The following is an 18,455-nucleotide window of genomic DNA, read 5'->3' as shown; positions in this document are numbered from 1 at the left end:
ACAGGGTGTCTTGCCCTGTGAACGGGGTAGGGGTGAGTTTGCCTCAATATTGTTTTGAGTTGCGGCAATCCGACAGTGCGGACCCTGCCAGAGATATGCAGCAGTGCGGTTCAATGAAAATCCCGGCTTGGAAACAGCCGCTTTGCCTGATCCCGTGGGTGCATTGCCCTGGCAGGATAGCGGGATTTCTTCGGTGTATCATCAGTGCGGGACCCTTCGGTGCTTAGGACCTCTGGTTGCGGGTGCCCCAATTCGGAAAGCTTATGTGACATGTCCTGAACGTCCTGGGCGATCAGGTGCACGATAATCCCTTCACGCTGCAGATACCCTGTGATCCGCAGCAGGCGCCCGCCCATCACGGCCCGGCGGAAACGCTCATAAACCTTGGGCCAGACCACCACATTGCTGACCCCGGTTTCATCCTCTAGCGTCAGGAAAATTATACCCGACGCCGTGCCCGGCCGCTGACGGGTGATAACCAGACCACAAACGCTGTGCCGCCCCAGGGGCACCTCTAGCAAGGCGACATGTGTGGTCAGCCCTGGCAGAGAGGGGCGCAGCAGTTCCATCGGGTGGGCCCGCAGGGTCAGGCGGGTGGCAACATAATCCTCGACCACCTCTTCGCCCAGCTGCATGGCGGGCAGGTTGACCGGGGGTTCGTGAACCGTTTCCCCGTCAATCGGATCATTGAACAAGGGCAGAGGTTTGGGGCTTTGAATGGCTTTGACCTGCCAGAGTGCATCGCGCCGGGTCAGCCCCATATCGGAAAAAGCGTCTGCCTCGGCCAAGCGCGTCAGTACATCAGGCCGCAGCCCCGCACGCAGCCACAGCGCCTCTGGATCCTGATATCCATTGCCGCGGGCGGCCTCAATCCAGCCGGCGTCTTCTTCCCTGAACCCCTTGATCTGGCGGAATCCCAGCCGCAGCGCCAGCGCGCCATCGGGGCGGCGTTCCAGTATATTGTCCCACTCGGAATGATTGACGCAGATGGGGCGGATTTCGACCCCATGCTCGCGGGCGTCGCGCACGATCTGAGCGGGCGCGTAAAACCCCATGGGTTGAGAGTTCAAAAGCGCGCAGGCAAAGATCGCCGGGTGATGGCGTTTCAGCCAGGCGGAGACATAGGCAAGCATGGCAAAGGCCGCCGCATGGCTTTCCGGGAACCCGTAATCGGCAAAGCCTTCGATCTGGGAAAAACACTGCTCGGCCACTTTGATGTCATAGCCGTTGCCCAGCATCCCATTGATGAATTTATCCCGGAATGTGCCGATTGTGCCCATTCGCCGGAACGTAGCCAATGAGCGGCGCAGATGGTCGGCCTCTTCCGCCGTGAATCCGGCCCCGACCACGGCAATCTGCATGGCCTGTTCCTGAAACAGGGGGACGCCCAATGTGCGCGCTGTCACCTGTTCCAGTTCCGGGCCAAAGGGTTCGGGGTTTTCCAGCCCATTGCGTCGCCGGATATAGGGCTTCACCATATCCCCTTGAATGGGGCCAGGGCGCACAATAGCAACTTCGATTATCAGGTCATAAAGCTCGCGGGGGCGCATCCGGGGCAGGAAATTCATCTGCGCCCGACTTTCGACCTGAAAGACGCCGATCGCATCCGCCCGGCAGAGCATGTCATATGTGGCGGTGTCGTCCTGAGGCACCTTGGCGATGCTCAGGGTCTGGCCTTCATGCTGTTGCAGCAGGCTAAAGGATTTGCGCAGACAACTGAGCATACCAAGCCCCAGCACATCGACTTTCAGGATGTTCAGAGCATCAATGTCATCTTTGTCCCAGCAGATGACGGTGCGGTTTTCCATTGCGGCATTTTCAATCGGGCAAAGCTCGTCCAGGCGTCCTTTGGTGATCACAAAACCACCAACATGCTGGGACAGATGGCGGGGAAAGCCGATGATTTCGCCAATCAGATGAATGGTTTGCATGAGGCGCCGGTCGCTGAGGTCCAGCCCCAGCTCGCGAATACGGTCCAGATCAACGCCGCCATTGCTCATGCCCCAGATCTGGCTCGACAGCCCAGCGGTTACATCCTGCGACAGCCCCATGACCTTGCCCACCTCGCGAATGGCTGCACGGGTGCGGAAATGGATGACAGTTGCGCAAAGACCAGCACGTTCGCGGCCATATTTCTCGTAAATCCACTGGATCACCTCTTCACGCCGCTCATGCTCGAAATCGACATCAATATCCGGCGGCTCGCCCCGGTATCTGGATACGAACCGTTCAAAGACCATGGCGATCTGGTCGGGGCTGACATCCGTGATGCCCAAGAGGTAACAGAGCACCGAATTGGCCGCGGACCCGCGCCCCTGACACAGAATGCCCTGCGACCGGGCATATTGTACGATGTCATGTACAGTCAGGAAATAAGCGGGAAACTGCAGATCCGCGACCACCGCCAGTTCCTTGCGCATCAGCCCGACCACCGTGTCGGGCGGCCCTTCGGGGTACCGGCGCTGCAACCCTTCGTGTGCCAGACGTTCCAGACGCGTTTGCGGATGTTCCCCGCTTGCAATCTCATCGGGGTATTCATACGAAAGCTCCGCCAGATCAAAGCTGCACCTGTCGGCAATCTCCATCGTGCGCCGCAAGGCGCTGGGGTGATGGCGGAACAGCCGGACCAGATCCTGGCCGGATTTGAGGCGGCGTTCGGCATTGGGCAATGCGCGGGTGCCGATCTGATCAATCGTGATGTTTTCACGCATGCAGGTCAGGATATCGGCCAGTTGCTTGCGGTGGGCGCGGTGCATCAGCACATCCCCGACCGCCACCATGGGGGCGCAGCTTTTCTGCGCCAGTTGGGCGCATTCGGCCAGATAGGTCTGATCGCTGCCGTCATAGCGTGGCACTGCACCCAGAAAAACATGATTGGGAAATCGTCGCCGCACGGTTTGAATATCCGATGCGGCCTCTGACAGGGTGGTCTGGGGCAGGGCGATCAGGATCATGCCCTTGCAGGCCGTCAGCATGTCTTGCGTATAGAGCTCGCAATCACCCTTATCCGCACGCCGCTTGCCCAACGTCAGCAGGCGGGCCAAGCGTTTGTAGGCTGCCAGATCACAGGGCAACGCCACCCAATCTACCGCACTGTCGCGCAGCAGCAGCCGGCAGCCGGTAATCAGTTTAGGCAGAACAGTGCAGTCCGGTTTCGGAAGCGCCTGCCTGTGGCCAACCTCTTGCCGGGAAGAGGCATCAACACGATGTTCGGATCTGATTTGAAGGGGCTGTTTGGTCTGCCGCTTAAGCTCTCGCAGTGCCGACCATGCGCGCACAACCCCTGCCAATGAATTGTGATCCGTGATGGCTATTGCCGACAATCCCAGCTCGGCGGCGCGCAGGACGAGCTCTTCGGGGTGGGAGGCCCCGGTCAGAAAGGTGAAATTCGTGGTGACGCACAGTTCGGCATACCCCAGCCCCTGTGCATGGGGTTTTGGCATGTGGCGATGCAGGGCGTCTATCGGGCGGTTTGCGGCGATCATGCGAACTCTCCCTGTACAAACCAGCCCGGATTCTGAGGCGTGTAAAACAGCCAGAGCCTGCGCCCCTGCGTGGTTTCCACTCGCCAGTAATCCCGCAGACCGGACCGCCAGCTTTCATCCTGATGCCACCACTCGGGCGCGATGCGTTCGGGGCCCGTGGCATGGCCGGTTGTCAGGGACATACGTCTCCAGCGGAACCGCGCGGGCGGATGCGGGCCGGTTGCCGCAATAGGTTCGGGTGGAAACAGGTAGAGCGGGCGTGGGTTCAGGATGCTCCAGCCGCTGGAGGGGTTGGAATAGGCGGCGGCCGCGATGATGAAACTGTGTTCGGGAATATGGCTGTCCGCAGGTAGGAAACGCTGTATGTTTTCAAGCCCGACCCGGGTGCCCAGCCGGGTGATCAGGTCATCCAGCCGGCTCTTGCTGTGGTCCGACACATGGCTGATTTGTTGTACTGGCAGCGCTTCAACCCCGGTGGCCTCCAACCGCATTTGATCAATGCCAAAACCGGCATCTATTTCCCCCAAACCGCGTTCGAACAAAGACAGGATACGCTGAGGATCGCGCAGAGGTCGGGCCAGACGCAGTTCAACCTGCTGGCAGTCCTGGTCCACCCGACGCAATGTCATGCAAAGTTTCCGGGCGCCCATCTCTTGCGCCTTCAGCTTGGTGCAGAGCTGGGCCAACAGCCGTTCGGTACCAGCCATCACGTCCGACAGTAATCCGATGGAGTCCGGCAGGGTCATGCGCACCGCGTAATGGGGGGGATCGGACAGCGGCGTGATTGCTTCGGGTTGCGCGCCCAGAGCCTGATCCAGCCTGAGCAGCAGACCGGGACCAAAACGCCGTGTCAGCGGTGCGCGCGGTGCTGCCGCCAATGTACCAATTTTGCGCAGGCCCATGCGCTGTAAGGCGACCGAGGTCTTCTCATCCAGACGCAAGGCCGCCACCGGCAGCGACTTTAGGGCCGTCAGCATATTGCCAGAGGCTGCGACCCCCTCGTTATAACGGGCAAGCGCCCAAGCCGCACCGCGCGTATCCCCCAACCCGATCTGCACCCAGAGCCCTGCGCGCGCAAACCGTCCGCGCATATCAGCCAACATCGCCTCTTCGCCGCCAAAGAGATGGGCTGACCCGGTGACGTCAAGCACCAGCCCATCCTCGCCTTCCATCCCCACCCAGGGGCAATAGCGCGTTGCCCAGCGACGCAGGATGTGCAGGAAACGCATATCGGCCTGAGGATCGGCTGTGCAGCTTTGCAAAGCGGGGCAAAAGGCGCGCGCATCCGCATAGGACATGCCCTGATGCAGCCCCTGTTCCGCAGCCTGAGCGTTCAGGCAATAAATACGATTGGCATTCTGTTGTTTGAGCGTCAGGACAAAGGGCCCATTCACCAGGCGTCGACGCAGAACCCGGTCGCTTGCCAACCGAGGAAACCACAATGAAACGACGCGACGCTGCATTCCATCGAACATGCCAGATACCAATATGTTCTTGATTTGTTCTTTTTATGCTTCCGCTTTTACAGAGTCGAGTCTTTTGGATCAAACGCCGGCAGATAGTGCCACCGGGATCAAGTTGTTTCGGCTTCGAAGGGAAAGGCGGCCCTTTTAGGCATCAAACCGCGGCAGCCATTATTCGGACTCTCATTCCTGTCGCAAAAATCTTTGGATCTTGAAAAAAGACAGGGCCGGTCCAAAGACCGGCCCTGCGACTGTTCATATGTATCGGTATTAGTTTGACGCGGCGTTCAGCTTTTCGTTCTGTTCACGCAGCGTGTCCGAAATGATCGCATACCATTCGCCGGATTCACGCATTTCGTTCAGGCCCTTGTTGACCATAGCGATGTATTCGCGTGCAAACGGGTTGGTGCGGTGCGCAAGGAAGCTCATCGAGGACAGCGTGGAAACATAGGGGTTTTCTACGATATCTTCCGAGGTCAGGCCCATGTCCTTCATGGTTGCAGCGAAAAGATCGACTTCGAACGCGGCCACATCGGCTGAGCCGGTCAAAACGGCATCCAGACACTCGCGGGCCGAGCTGGGGTGAACCAACGTCAGGTTCTCGGAATTCAAGCCGACTTCTTCAAGTACAACCATGCTCCAGCCGTCCATACGGCACAGGGTTGCACCTTTGAGGTCTTCGAAGGCCGTCGCTTGTGAGTATTCGCTTTCCGGCAGAGTGAAAAAGCCGCCGACGATGTCATAGACCGGAACCGAAGCAACAAACTCGTTGCACCGGGATTCAGTCGCTGCAGACCACTCATAGGTGTGGTTTGTACAATCTGGAACTGTCCAGGCGATCGAGATGTCGAATGCGCCGAGCGGCAAGAGAGTTTCCAAATGCGAAGTCCAGTCGTCGACAAAGCTGACCGAGAAATCACGGCTGTTGCCGGCACGCTGAAGACTTGTGGTCGCCAGGCGGGTCATGATCCCACCACCACTCAGACTTTCGGTTGTGAATGGCTCCCATCCGTTACCCGCTACCAGCTTGATTGGCGGGGCGTAGACGTTCGAACGTTTCACACTGGCCGCACGCTTTTCTTCTGCTGCGATCAGTTCCTGTGCTGACTGGCCATTCGGCAGACTACCGTCTTCACAGGGCAGGGACAGAACCAATCCAGGCGCCAGCGCGTTTGGGTTGGTGATGATGTTGCGGTTGGCGTTGAAGATCGGCTGATAGTTCGAGGTGCCATAAGCCGCGATGGCGATGGTCGCCATCGTGTCACCATCCGCGACGGTATAGTTGCTACAGGCTTCCTGTGCTGCGGCAGCTCCGGCGCTCAGGGCGGTGACGGCGGTGGCCGAAATCACGACTTTCTTCAGGTTAAATTTATACATGTCCACTTCCTCCAGACTTTTTTGAGTTTAGGCCAATAAGGGCCTTAGCCATTTTCCATTTGATAACGCAGAGCGGTTGAGACGATGTCGCGCCACTCTCCTGATTGCTGCATGATCGCCAGACCCTGATTAAGCGTTTCAAGGATCGCTTCTCCATCAGGATTATCCTTGTGAGTCATGATGTTAAGAGACTTGATCGCTGCCAAGTTGGGGTTTTCTACAATGCGATGCTCGTAACCCAGCCGACCGATTGCCTCGACGGCCAGATGGGCCTCAATTGCGGCGATGTCGGCGGTTCCATCCATCAATGCATGGAAACATTCATCCGGCGAAACCGGGCGCAGCATCGTGATCGCGGGCTCGTACAGCCCCACCGCGTCCATATGCGACAGGGACCAGCCCTCGGGTCGGCAGATGGTTGCACCGGCAAAGTCCGCATATGTCAGGGTCTCTTCATAGCCCGAACCTTCGCGAGCAAAGAACGTGTCCACAACTTCATAGAACGGGTTCGAGAAATTGTAGGTTTCACAACGTGAACGGTCATTTTCAGACAGTGCATCTGCGTCGTCACAATCTGGACGCGACCACGGGAAGGTTGCGTCAAATGCCAGCGTCGGCATCAACAGATCCAGATGTGAAGACCAGTCATTGACGAACTGGATCTTGTAGGACTGTTCCGGCGCTGCGCGCAACATCGCGGTTTCAACAAGATTTGTATATAGACCACGATGCGGCAGAGCTTCATCCGTGAACGGGGAATAGTTGCCGCCAGTGATCAAAATCAACTGACGGTCCCGGATTTCAGGACGTTCACCGGTACCTGCATTGCGGATTAGGGCAGCACCTTCAGCACGCGCGGCCTCGATCTCATCCTTGGCCGCAGCCTTGGCGGCGATGACCGCCTCTGCTTTGGCTTCGGCCACGCGGGACTCGGCTTCGGCGATAGCTTTGGCAGCGCGATCTTCCGCAGCCTTGACAAGTTCGGCGGCCATTTCGGCGGCCATTGCTTCGGCCTCTGTCAGCGGCACGGCAGCTGCGCGCCCGATATCTTCCAAACACGGCAGGGTCAAAACGTCGCCGACGCGGATGACATTGGGATTATTTCCGATTACATCGCGGTTTGCCTCGAAGATGATCCGAAAATCTTCGGTCGAATAGACTGCGATGGTCAGTTCCCGCAGGCTGTCGCCTCGCTGGATTTCATAGGTTGAGCATGCTTCTTGTGCCGAAGCAGCGCCCGTCGCGGCAGCTAGTGCCAGGCTGGATATGATCAGATGGAGTTTCATTGGTCCGGTTGCTTTGCCTCTAGTCGTTTCTTCTGAGTTTGATGACGCCAATCGACGTATTGTCTTGATCCGGGTCGTTCCTGGTTCTCAGTGCCCGCAACAGCGCATCCGCAATATCTTGAGCCAGCGCATCCTCGTTTTCCTCAAGAATTGCCTGAATTTCTGTGTTGCTCAGATATTGCAGACCATCACTTCCCACGATCAGCACATCCGCGGTGCTAAGACCCAATGGTTCTTCCGGGCAATCGACCTTGGGAATTGCGGCGCCCATTATCACCGAAGTCAGTTGGTTTCGGTCGGGGTGAGACGACGCCTGGTCTGGCGTAAGGGTACCTGCAGCAACCTGAGCATCAATCATCGGAGCCATCGAATGGTCTTCGTTGATTTGGCTGAGAGTACGGTCGCGATAGAGATATAGGGGGCTGTCGCCAATCGAAATCCAGAAGACGCGCTTTTCCAGCAGCAAAACTCCCAACATGGTTGATCCCATGTTGAAATCTTCACCCTGCTCCTCGCAGTAGGTCGAAATCGCGGCATTTGCCTGCATGGCTGCCAAGGGTAAGGCGTCGATCAGCGCTGTCTCAGCCGGAGCGTCTGCTTCAAGTTCGGTATCCAGTGCATCGCGCCAGGCTTTGACTACCAGTTCAGATGCCACTTCTCCTGCCGCATGCCCACCCATTCCGTCCGCGACGATGACATAGCCCGCATCCGCCGCGTCGAACATACGCGACGCGACCGCGTCTTCCTGCGTGTCGCGCTGACCCTGATCCAGGATCAGCGCAAGATCATATGCCGGGGTCGCCAGCATCAATTAAGCATCCCGCCAATCAAAGCCGTCATCGCAGAAGGCTGCAAAACGGATTGAGGTTTCACTGATCCGGATAAGATCGCCAGTGGAGAGTGGAACCGTGCTGAGAACGGGTTTGCCGTTCAGGCGCACCAGATTGGCCTTGCCGCCATGGCCCAAATAGCATTTGCGGTCTTCCGGGTCATAGGCAATTACCGCATGGTTGCTGCGGGAAATCCCAGTGTCGCCAAAGTCCAGCTGGATCGCCTGATCATCATTACGCCCAATCTGCATCAGGCCTTCTGTCAGCGTAACGCTGGAACCGCGGCCGGGGCCGGAAGTTACAACAAGCCATCCCACCGGGAATGTCGCCTGCGCGGCCTCGGTCTTGGCCATAGCCACCGGCTCGGCCGATTCCATCAGGTCCTGAACATGCGTATCCGCGCGCTCGAAGCCCAGGAAGGTGGTTTTCACACGGCTGCGTCTGTCTTCTTTTGCCGCAGGAGCAGGCTGAGGTTGTACCTCGACCTCTTGGGCAGAAGGCGCTTCTGGTTCCGGATCAACTGTCTCGACGACTACGTCTACGACCGGTTCTTCCATCGCCATTTCAGGCGCGGGATCTTCAATCGTGGCTGTCAGTTCTTCGGTTGACACATGCAGTGTCACAACCGGTTCGTCGTCCTTTGGGTCGGCATCAACTGTAACCTCGGTGGCGCTTTGCACTTCGGCGACCACTTCCTCGACGATAATCTCATCGGCAGTGGCTTGTTCTGCTTCGGAGAACTCCGGCATCTTGTCTTCGGGTAATAGTTCTTCGCTTTCATCGTAGCTATCAGCGGTAGTGTTGCCGCCTGCCAGTGCATTACGAAGTGCGTTGAAATCCGCAATCGGTTCAGCGTTATCAGACTCAGGTGCCGCGACCTCCTCGGTTTCGGTCTCTTGAGGTTTGCCGGCACCTTCGAGAAGCCGGCTAAGGGGGCTTTTATATTTAAACATGGTGTCGACACCTTTGTTTCTTGGCACAGGATCTACGTCCCATGGGGCTGCTACTCACCTCTGCACGTTCGGTACACAGGCACTGATGATTGGGAACAAAAAACTCATTTACCTTCTGCGACGGGCCGGTCCCCGTCAGAGTGATGGCTTTCGTTTCACTCTCAGCAAACACACACAGGCAGATCACAATCAGACCGGATCATTACTCCTGTACCAGGGGCATAACCGCACCCGTTTCAGTACCGTTGCGCAGAACTGTAAAGCGGGCTTCGGACTGGTTTTCAGAAACAAGGAGCTGCAAAAGCGCGTCCAGCCCTTCAGGGTTGGTAATGTTCTGACCGGTATGATTTTCCGAGATCAGTACATCGCCTTTGCGCAGGCTACCTGCTGCGGGCGCGTCTGGTGCAGTGTCAACAACAGTTGCCCAGCCGTTTCCATTGCTGTTTCTGATAGTGAACACATAACCATTCTCGAGACCCAACATGCGAATGGCGGGCAGGGCCAGCAATCCGTTCTGCGCACGGGTTTTTCCGAGTTCCCGATAACGGGCAGTGATGCGGATATACCCATCCGGATCGACCTTCAGGTCATCCAAAATCTGGGCGGCAAAACTTGCATCTGCCTGGACCGGCACTCCGTTCAGAGTATAAATCGACGCCCCATGCTGCACCCATTCTCCGATCACGGAAGTATCCAGCGTGGGGTCAATGCCGGTCACGACAACGACGCTGCCAGTCGAGGCGCGGCGTTTCGAGGTCTGGAACGGTATTTCCACATCCCAATGAGAATACGCAATCTGCGTTTCTGCCGGTTGGCCAGCAGCAGCGCTGATTTCTACCGGGTCAGCAGCAACTGGGGCTGCCTCGACAGGTAGCGCTTCGGCGTTTTGCGCCGTGAGGGTATCCGTCTGCTCAACAGGTTCTACGCTTGCGACTTCTTGTTCTGGTGCTTCAGCTTCCGCAGCGGCCGGTGCCGCCGTTTCCACGGCTTCTTCCGGCTGTTCCGAGGCTGGTGCCTCTGTCTCGGTCACTTGGACCGGCGCTGCTGTCGGTTCGGGGGTTTCTTCGCTGCCACTGAACAAAACGAATCCGCCTGCAGCCAAGGCAACCACCACCGCAGCAGCGCCTGCGATGACTTTACCGCTGCCGCCTGATCCGTTCTTGACGATCGTATCGACCGCAACCGCGGCCTCTTCTTTTTGTGCAAACTTGGCCAGATCGCCCTCAAACTTATCCTCATTACCCAGGGCAATGTCAGGGTTCCCAGCCAACAAGGCAGTCACCACCGCCTCGGCATTTTCACTTTCGGCTTTGATCCGGGCTTGCTCTTCGACTTCGTCCTTACGGTCCATCGCTACGATGACCGAGACCGGACGATAGGCGAACGAGTCAAACATGACGCCGGGACCACGGAACATCCGCAGCCAATCCAGGGCCGTTTGCAGACGATCTGTTGCGTGAACTTCCATCGCTTTGTCGATCGCTTCAAGGAACCCATCGGGATAGTCGCTGTACTGACCTGCGAGGGGCGTATAGGGATCATCCTGGCCATTGTTGAAGGCATTCAGTCGGGTTTGCCCGTCGATCGGACGTTCGCCACTGATGGCGTGATAAAGCGTCGCCGCGAGAACATAGAGGTCGCTGCTGGGTCCCTGATCTGCGCCGCGTACATAGAATTCGTGCGGGGAATATCCGTCTTTGATAACCCGCAAAGTCAACAGGGCAGCTGATTGATTGGCTGCCTGTTCCCGCGCGGCACCAAAGTCGATGAGGACCGGGTCTCCGTTTTGGTCAATCAGAATATTGTCCGGTGAGATATCGCGATGCAGCATTCCGCTTTGGTGGATGAACGAAACGGCCGACAGCATTTTCTCGGTGACTTGGACAATGAAATCCGGGCCAGCGTCGTTTTCGGGGTTCTCGGAATAATCTAGAAGATCGCAACCCCGGATCAGGTCCATAGCGATATACGCCGTGTCGTTGTCTTCAAAGACCTGATGTACGTCAACGATATTGGGATGAACCAGTCGGGCGTGATTGCGCGCTTCCTGAATGAACAGGTCGATGATCGCGCGCAGATCTTCTTTGTGGTCGGGATTGATGGGTTCAACCGCGTCACCATTCCGACGGCACAGAGCGCCCGGATAGCACTCTTTGATCACGACATCGCGCTCTAGGCTGTCGCGGGCCAGGTAGGTAATCCCAAACCCGCCATTGCTGAGGAAACGAAGAATCTCATACTGCCCGCGCAACAGCTTTGCGCCAGGTTCAAGTCCTTCAATCTTAGGTTCGTCGTGCGTTGCACCGACAGCCTGGTTATGGCTCATTTCATTCCGCCCGTTCTAATCGTTTTGCGGCAAAAAACCTGGGCAAATAGCCCGCAAACACACAACCAAAAACAACCGCAGGACACTCAAGTCGGTTAGACGATTCAAATTTGACTTTATTGGGGCCGCCTGATGGCTTCACTAAGGATCGTTTTTGCGATTGATCTATATGTGGTGTGTATTTGACAGTTTATACTACATATAGAAATATATTGTGATAAAATCGAAAGCTAAAAACAAATTCTTAAGGATTGGTCTACAAATTCGAAACAATAGATTCGTAGGAATCGCATCTACGATTCGCGGAATTTCCGCTCAGCCTTGAGCGGAAATTTCAGGTTCCGGTCTTTGGCTGTGCCGATTCAACCCGGCTGCCGGCCCAAGCAAGGTTGTCACTCAGCTGTGCCAGGATGCTAATCGCATCCTTCAGTGGCGCAACGCCGCTTTCGAACTGAAGCAAAAGCAACAAGTCCGTGGCCTTTTCGAACTCACCCGGAATCCAATCCGCCGTCGGGTCAATCTCGCCATCGTTTTCCAGGCGCTCGGCGAAATCCTCAACGATTTCCTGACAGCTTTGCAGGAAAGCCGCAGGCTCCATATTTGAGGTTTCCCGCAGGTCTTCATAGATACTGGCAATTGCGGCAAGCCAGTCTTCCAGGATCGGATTGTCGATAGGGGGTAGCACGTTTTCCAGCGTAGCCTGCATAGAGGGCGCGTCGAGGGCGGCTATGTCCGGCACCTGAACGTCAATCGATTTCAGATAGGGTAGAAAGTGCTGTTCCAGATCTTCGCGCGCCGAACTCAGGTCTGCCTGTCGCCGGTTCGAAGCAATATCAAGCACCTGTTCGGCCAGCCCCTGTCCACCGCAGGTTTCCCAAAGGGCGAAATCCGGTTCTGGCTCTTGCGCCATGGCACGGACAGCCACTGGGGTGCCGATCGGCACAACCGAGCGGAACATATTGCGCTTTTCTTTGTTCAAGCGGGCCAACACCCGGTCAAGCGCGTCGCGTACCGGAGGCAAATCTGTATGTGTCACAGCCAATATGCTGTTTGCTCGCAACTCTTCCGGAACCTTAGCCCAAAGATGGCGTTCCGTTTCGCGCCATGCATTTGTGCCGTTGGTGCACCAGATTGCGCAATCCACAAATTTGAGCAGATCGAGCGTCGGTTTATAGGTATCATCCAAAGCGCCTGACCCAGGCAGATCGTAGAGCGATATCTCTTGCAGGGCAGGGGTGTTCAATCCAACAGAGATAAAGTCGGGTTCGTCCTTGGCAGCTTTTTCAAGTGCAATTCCAGAATAGACTTTAGGTTCACGGTCCCACCACCCGACAGTTGTTTCGGGGGTTTCGGAATATGCCACAATAACGAGCGGCAGTTTCAGATGCTGCGGCCCGGTAGGCAGAATATCTGCCCCGGCCAGCATGTTGGCCAGGCTGGATTTTCCCGCGCCAAATTCTCCGGCGAATCCAATATTGACCGCGTTTGACAAGCGTTCGGCATGCGCCAAGGCACGGGCGCGCATATCTTCGAGCGCCACGTCGCTCGGCAGGCTTTCGGTCGCGGTCAGAAAGCGCTCGAGCTGCCTCACTTCCTTGTCGGTTCCGGGAAATTCGATCATTCCGCTGCCTCTGCTAGTCTTTCATCTGTTTGATGCTGGCTGAATAGGGTGCCCAGCTCGTCAGAAATATGTTGTGCGTGGTTGAAGGCGGCTTGCGCCTCGGCCCGGGCATTTGTTTCGCCGGTTCCGGCACGATGTTCAAGATGTGTGGCGAGCAGGGCCAGATAATGGTCCAGCACGGTATTGAGCCGCTCGGTCAAATCACCGCGGGCGGTATCCACCAGATCATCTCCGATCATCTCAAACTCCTGAACGATCATGCGTTCGGCACGGGACACGACACTTTTACGCGAAATCAGCCGGGACAACCAGTTTACCCGAAGTTCGACAGTGATGCCACGGGTCAAAGCGGACGTGTCCGGACGGAACCAGCGAACTGCGCTGGTGTTCATCCGGTTGTCGGTTGCGTCCTGCCAGCCGGGCAGAGCCCGCAGCGTGGCATTGCTTTGCATGTCGATTGCGTAGAGCTCGCTCAGCATTCTTTGGCGGACAACTTGGGTGGCCCCCTGAACAAGTTCGCGCATGCGGTCACGCAGCGGAGTGAAATTCAGCTCGGTTTCTCCGGTTTTCGACAACAGCGGAGAATCTCCGTTCGGGCCGCGAACAACGCCCGACACGGCCTCGGCCACGGTGTCATCCATTACGCCTCTCAGGTTGGCCAGGACGTCATCCATTTCGTCAATGATCTTGGTGGTCTTGTCGCTGACCGAGTTCCGCAGATCGGCCAATATCCTGTTGTTTTCACCAGCGTCTTCTGCCGAGGTTGTGGTGTCGTTCTCGATCGCGCGCAGATGCGCTTTGGACCGGTCCAATTCACCTTGGGCAAAGCTGTTGAGATGCTGCCAGGCCATACGCAGTTGTTCATCGCGCGGGCCTTCTGTCAGCGCTCGGGTCACATGCCGGCGCAGGTCGGGCAACCCGGAGGCAATCATTGCGGCAAAGCGCAAAACACCTTCGCGGCTGATCGGGCCGGGGCCTTGTTTGATCTCTTCGACACCGTCCAGATATTGCTTCATCTGATCGGGGTGCGCGCGCAGCCAGGCCAGGACATCGTCGTGATTGATACCGGCTTCGTCACCGGTCAGGGCGTAATGCGCCCATTGGGCACTGCCGGTCAGCACGTCAATGTTCGAGTTCCCAAGCGCCTTCTCAAGCCCGTCCAGAACATCGGCCCGCACCTTGAAGGCATCTTCGGCACCATTTCCCAATTCGTCCACGCGGTTGATAAAAACCACGATCTGGCCCAGCTCCAGCGCTTGCATTAGGCGGAACAGTTTCAAGTCCGCCCGAGAAAGCGCCTGATGCGCCGACAGGACAACCACAAAAAAGTCGGACTCTTTGAGGTATTGACGAGAGATCTCTTCGCGGATCAGCAGAGGGTCATTTACACCGGGCGTATCGGTGACCGTAAGCGGAAATGGGAAATGTCCGATGTCAAAATAGACCTCGGCCTTTCGGGTGATGTCGCTGTAAAGGCCCCGGTCCGATGCCGGATCATGTGTCCCACCCTCGGTCGGGTCATCGCCTGCGCAAACATAACGTGCCAAATCATCCGAATTCAGGTCTTCCAGATCATGATGTTGGCCCAGCAGCTGTTCATAGCTATCGCCCAGCCGAAGCTTGGCGCGGGTCTTCATTGCGTCGACCTGTTCTTCGATCATCTCGCGCTTATAACTGTCCTCGTCATCGGGGAACATGTTGCGCAGCTCTTCGCCTTCGGCAATCAGGGACTGCCACTGACGGTTGTCGAAGAAATGGAACTCGGCACCTTGCGTCCGGCCCGACGGGTGGCCGAAATGCATATCAGTGATTACGGTTGTCCAAGGGTTCACATCCGACGGCAGATATTCGGCCTGTCCGGTAAAACCATTGATCAGTCGGGATTTGCCGGCCTTGATCTGACCAACAAAAGCAATCGAGGGCTTCAGGTTCGAAAGATCACCAATGATCCGAGAGATAAACTGCCCGGTTTCGTCATTGCTGACGCCTTTCATCTCGTTGGCTATACGAAGTAACTCGCGACGATTATTCTCACTCATAACACATACCCTGACTACTTTATTTCACGGATCGAATTCGTTGAAAAATTGAACTGTTGGCACCGGATCATTTTTCCGATCCCGTAACTGATTTCCAAAGGTTTACGACGGCTCCCAGTTTGCGCGCTTCATGAATGGCCAGCGCAAATTGTGACCCGTCATGCAGAACGGCAAGCGCATCCCCTTTGCCCCCTGAAGGCCGCATTACAATCAGCTGAGGATGATCCAGCGCGGTGGCGGCGTCACCGTCCCACCCAACAAGATCCTGTGCAAACTGACGAAGCAGATCCTGATCGGCGTGCAGGGGTTGCCCGACGTCGCATACTCCTTCGAGCCGCGAGATGGCTGCACCGTCCACGGTGACTTCGGCGCGTCCCAATGCGAACCGTTCAGCGCCATCAAAAAACGCGCTGGCAATGGTTCCTGCTGTCGCCCCGGCGGCGGACGCTGGAATATCTGTTTCTTGCGGGGCAGGCGTGTCGGGAACCAAAGAAACGACCGTCTCGGGCGGCAGCTCGATAGTGCCGCAAGCCTTTGCAATCTCGCTGAAAGTCACACCGACATCATCAACCTCAAGCGCCGTGTCCGGCTGCAGAGAAAGCAACTCCAACGGGGCAGGGGCTGCTGCAATATCGGACACCAATTCGGCCAAGCGAGTCGCAAGCTCTTCACGCGGAGTAGTTTCAAAATCCGGTATCATGCCCGAGCGGACCCGGAAAACATCAGTTACCCGCGAGCTGTTGACCTCCATTGCCAGACAATCGCCATTGGCCGCGGTAAATTCCAGCCGACGCGGCAAAATGGTTCCGCGAATTGTACGCAGGATCTTTTCACGACGAATCTCACTCGTCTCAGCAGCTAATGTAACCGTCGGATTCAAACGGGCGACCGACAACCGCCCGATGTCTTCGAGCATGTCCAGTATGTCAGTATCCATCATGCCGTGACCCCCTCTGGTCCCGTTATACAGCGGCCGTAACCGGCCCTAGGCTTATGTGCGATTTAGTAAGCGCCAGCCCCACATTGGCACTGTCGCGACAGATGTAGCAGACCACATGGTCCGGGTAGTCCGGGGTCCGCAGGAAAATATTCAGCCGATCCTTTGAAAACACTGCGATTTCGCCAAACCCAGGATTTTCCGTATCGTCGGCGTCGGTCGAACGCAGCAGATTCTCAAACGCGATCACACCGCGCCCCTGAAAAAGGTTGGCCACCGCAATGGCCAGAGTATCCAAGGCTTCGGCACTTTCCGAGTCTGAGACATGGGTGCCTAGCAACATACCTGTCTTCATGTCGACATACCCGGCTGCTATGCAGTCGGGTATGGTCGCCATCGCATCGTTTAATGCTGTTTCGATAGACATCAGTTGCCCTGTCTCCTAGGTTTCTCACGGCTAAAGTACATGTCGTTCAACACCCGTGTCTTCAGAGGTATTGGCCATGGGCCTTACCGCGTTATCTGATTTTCGCGCATTGTGTTCGGCCGTGATTTGGTCAAACTCCTCAAGAAATGCTTGAAATACCTTCTTCAACGCTTCTGGGTTGGTGGGCATGTCTTCGCCATCCGTGACCTCGCGCCACATCGCCGCCGCGCTAAGCGGGGTGTCGACGGACACGTTTACAATGTCTTCAAACGAGCCCGCGATTTCCGGTCTGCTCTCTGGCATGGCGACAACCTGAGTGTTCATCAGGCCATTGGTTTCCGGCTCTGGTTCGAACTCATCCTCGGCATCATCCGATTGTTCAGCCATCAACGCTGTGATCGAGGACACGGAAAGTTCGACCGGGGTTTCTTCCGGCTCTGCCTGAGCGGTCTCTTCGGGCTCCGGAACATCTGTAAGCTGGTCCTCCAAAGAGGCCATGAATGTGTCAGCTTCGTCTTCGTCACTGAACAGGTTTTCTTCTTCAGCAACTTCGGCTTCCGCAGAAAGTGGCTGAACTTCAACAATGTCAGTTTCATCAATGACGGATACGGCCTGTGGGTCTGTTTCATCATCCTCGGTAGGAGCAACGGACAGATCGGCAACGTCCGAGTCCTCGGGAGTGGTCTCCCGGAAGAACGCCCGCAATTCGTCTTCTTTTTCTTCTTTTACGATCTCGGCGCCCGAGGTCATGTCGGCGCGCAGACGTTCGGCCTCTTGTGGGTCAATGCGCGGGGCACGTTCAACCTCATCAGGGCGCAGTTCGACCCGGGCAGGGCGCACTGGGAATTGTGTTACCACCTCGGGCTCTGTTCCCTCATGCAGCGGATTTACCAGCTTCAGCGGAGCGGTTCCCTGTACATTCGAGAAATTGCGCCGCGGGCGCAGCGGGTGTACCTGAGGAGCATCGGACAAGCTGGTGTCAATTTGATAACGCGCCAGCTGATGAGCGCGGCTGTCCATGATCAGTTCTGTGATTTCCAGGAAGCTGTCGACCATCTTGCCACCGCCACTGCGGGTCCACAATTCGGCGTCCCCACTTTTGTCGCGGGCCATGATGGCATCACGGGCTGAAAACAGGATCGAACGGTTGAACAGGTGACCTGCTTCGCGGTTCACACGACGAAGGACCTTTTGGCGATCCTTGACATCCAAAACGTCTGCACGTGTGACCAGCAGCAATGAATTATGTTGCAACCGTTCGGGCAGGGAAACCCAGGTTGCCCGTTCAGTTTCGCGCCATGCCTGCGTGGCGTGCGTACACCAAATAACGCCATTTGCCTGACCGACAGCCCGTCGCCAGACATCAGTAGAAATCTTGGGATCGGAAATACCCGGAGTGTCAATCAGGTCGACGGCTTCAAGAATGTCGGATTCCAGAAATATGCGAATAAACTGGGCATCATTCACCCCGACTTGTTCCAACTGGTCCAGGTTGATGTTTTCGCGAGTTCCGTCAGGGCGTTGTACATAGGCCGACCTTCTACCCCAACTGAACCAAACTGGTGGCAGCTGTGTGGCTGTAACCTGTGTAGGCAGTGCCTCCGAGCGCAGCAGAAAGTTCATCAAGGTTGATTTGCCGGCGCTGAATTCCCCCATAAGTGCGAAAACAGGTTTCCTGCGGGACCATTTCTCAATGCGGTCCCATGCTTTT

12 protein-coding genes are annotated in these 18,455 nt (G+C 56.7%); all 12 read right to left on the bottom strand.

The features are described from left to right. Positions 1-110: 110 nt before the first annotated feature. The 12 genes from AC2FHW_RS08195 to AC2FHW_RS08140 all read right to left on the bottom strand — a co-directional run bounded on the left by AC2FHW_RS08195 (position 111) and on the right by AC2FHW_RS08140 (position 18,400). Positions 111-3,485: an error-prone DNA polymerase gene (locus tag AC2FHW_RS08195; protein WP_142636238.1), complete on the bottom strand. Its 3,375-nt coding sequence runs from the start codon at positions 3,483-3,485 to the stop codon at positions 111-113. Continuing rightward, positions 3,482-4,960 (bottom strand): Y-family DNA polymerase, encoded by a 1,479-nt coding sequence (locus AC2FHW_RS08190; protein ID WP_142636239.1) that lies wholly within the window; start codon positions 4,958-4,960, stop codon positions 3,482-3,484. The genes AC2FHW_RS08195 and AC2FHW_RS08190 overlap by 4 nt, the downstream gene beginning before the upstream one ends. A gap of 258 nt (positions 4,961-5,218) precedes the next feature. After that, entirely contained in the window at positions 5,219-6,325 is a 1,107-nt protein-coding gene (locus tag AC2FHW_RS08185) for a transporter substrate-binding domain-containing protein (RefSeq protein ID WP_271948822.1), read from the bottom strand. Between the two features lie 44 nt (positions 6,326-6,369). Then, a complete protein-coding gene (locus tag AC2FHW_RS08180) occupies positions 6,370-7,611 on the bottom strand; it encodes a peptidoglycan-binding protein LysM (protein WP_496677129.1) in 1,242 nt (413 codons plus the stop codon). 19 nt (positions 7,612-7,630) lie between these two features. Continuing rightward, on the bottom strand, positions 7,631-8,419 hold the full coding sequence (locus AC2FHW_RS08175) for a PP2C family protein-serine/threonine phosphatase (RefSeq protein ID WP_281995081.1): 789 nt from the start codon (positions 8,417-8,419) through the stop codon (positions 7,631-7,633). A gap of 3 nt (positions 8,420-8,422) precedes the next feature. Beyond that, complete coding sequence (locus AC2FHW_RS08170; RefSeq protein ID WP_281995082.1) at positions 8,423-9,394, bottom strand: FHA domain-containing protein; 972 nt, start codon at positions 9,392-9,394, stop codon at positions 8,423-8,425. 202 nt (positions 9,395-9,596) lie between these two features. Then, complete coding sequence (locus AC2FHW_RS08165) at positions 9,597-11,720, bottom strand: serine/threonine protein kinase (RefSeq protein ID WP_496821760.1); 2,124 nt, start codon at positions 11,718-11,720, stop codon at positions 9,597-9,599. Between the two features lie 334 nt (positions 11,721-12,054). After that, positions 12,055-13,341 (bottom strand): dynamin family protein, encoded by a 1,287-nt coding sequence (locus AC2FHW_RS08160; protein WP_271948831.1) that lies wholly within the window; start codon positions 13,339-13,341, stop codon positions 12,055-12,057. Further along, entirely contained in the window at positions 13,338-15,380 is a 2,043-nt protein-coding gene (locus tag AC2FHW_RS08155) for a dynamin family protein (protein WP_496689350.1), read from the bottom strand. The genes AC2FHW_RS08160 and AC2FHW_RS08155 overlap by 4 nt, the downstream gene beginning before the upstream one ends. A gap of 67 nt (positions 15,381-15,447) precedes the next feature. Then, complete coding sequence (locus AC2FHW_RS08150) at positions 15,448-16,320, bottom strand: hypothetical protein (protein WP_496821758.1); 873 nt, start codon at positions 16,318-16,320, stop codon at positions 15,448-15,450. A 22-nt stretch (positions 16,321-16,342) separates the two neighbouring features. Next, positions 16,343-16,744 carry a hypothetical protein gene (locus tag AC2FHW_RS08145; RefSeq protein ID WP_271948838.1) on the bottom strand — a complete coding sequence of 134 codons (402 nt, stop codon included), beginning with the start codon at positions 16,742-16,744 and terminating at the stop codon, positions 16,343-16,345. 30 nt (positions 16,745-16,774) lie between these two features. Beyond that, a complete protein-coding gene (locus tag AC2FHW_RS08140) occupies positions 16,775-18,400 on the bottom strand; it encodes a dynamin family protein (protein WP_496821756.1) in 1,626 nt (541 codons plus the stop codon). Between the last annotated feature and the right edge of the window lie 55 nt (positions 18,401-18,455).

This window comes from Ruegeria sp. YTSA108 (assembly GCF_059610185.1).
This window is presented reverse-complemented; position numbering and strand designations above follow the sequence as displayed.

Excerpts from the sequence above, each read along its gene's own strand:
- AC2FHW_RS08185 (WP_271948822.1), bottom strand. The coding sequence starts at position 6,325 with ATGTATAAATTTAACCTGAAGAAAGTCGTGATTTCGGCCACCGCCGTC.
- AC2FHW_RS08155 (WP_496689350.1), bottom strand. The coding sequence starts at position 15,380 with ATGAGTGAGAATAATCGTCGCGAGTTACTTCGTATAGCCAACGAGATG.
- AC2FHW_RS08175 (WP_281995081.1), bottom strand. The coding sequence starts at position 8,419 with ATGCTGGCGACCCCGGCATATGATCTTGCGCTGATCCTGGATCAGGGT.
- AC2FHW_RS08195 (WP_142636238.1), bottom strand. The coding sequence starts at position 3,485 with ATGATCGCCGCAAACCGCCCGATAGACGCCCTGCATCGCCACATGCCA.
- AC2FHW_RS08160 (WP_271948831.1), bottom strand. The coding sequence starts at position 13,341 with ATGATCGAATTTCCCGGAACCGACAAGGAAGTGAGGCAGCTCGAGCGC.
- AC2FHW_RS08170 (WP_281995082.1), bottom strand. The coding sequence starts at position 9,394 with ATGTTTAAATATAAAAGCCCCCTTAGCCGGCTTCTCGAAGGTGCCGGC.
- AC2FHW_RS08140 (WP_496821756.1), bottom strand. The coding sequence starts at position 18,400 with ATGGGGGAATTCAGCGCCGGCAAATCAACCTTGATGAACTTTCTGCTG.
- AC2FHW_RS08145 (WP_271948838.1), bottom strand. The coding sequence starts at position 16,744 with ATGTCTATCGAAACAGCATTAAACGATGCGATGGCGACCATACCCGAC.
- AC2FHW_RS08180 (WP_496677129.1), bottom strand. The coding sequence starts at position 7,611 with ATGAAACTCCATCTGATCATATCCAGCCTGGCACTAGCTGCCGCGACG.
- AC2FHW_RS08165 (WP_496821760.1), bottom strand. The coding sequence starts at position 11,720 with ATGAGCCATAACCAGGCTGTCGGTGCAACGCACGACGAACCTAAGATT.
- AC2FHW_RS08190 (WP_142636239.1), bottom strand. The coding sequence starts at position 4,960 with ATGTTCGATGGAATGCAGCGTCGCGTCGTTTCATTGTGGTTTCCTCGG.
- AC2FHW_RS08150 (WP_496821758.1), bottom strand. The coding sequence starts at position 16,320 with ATGATGGATACTGACATACTGGACATGCTCGAAGACATCGGGCGGTTG.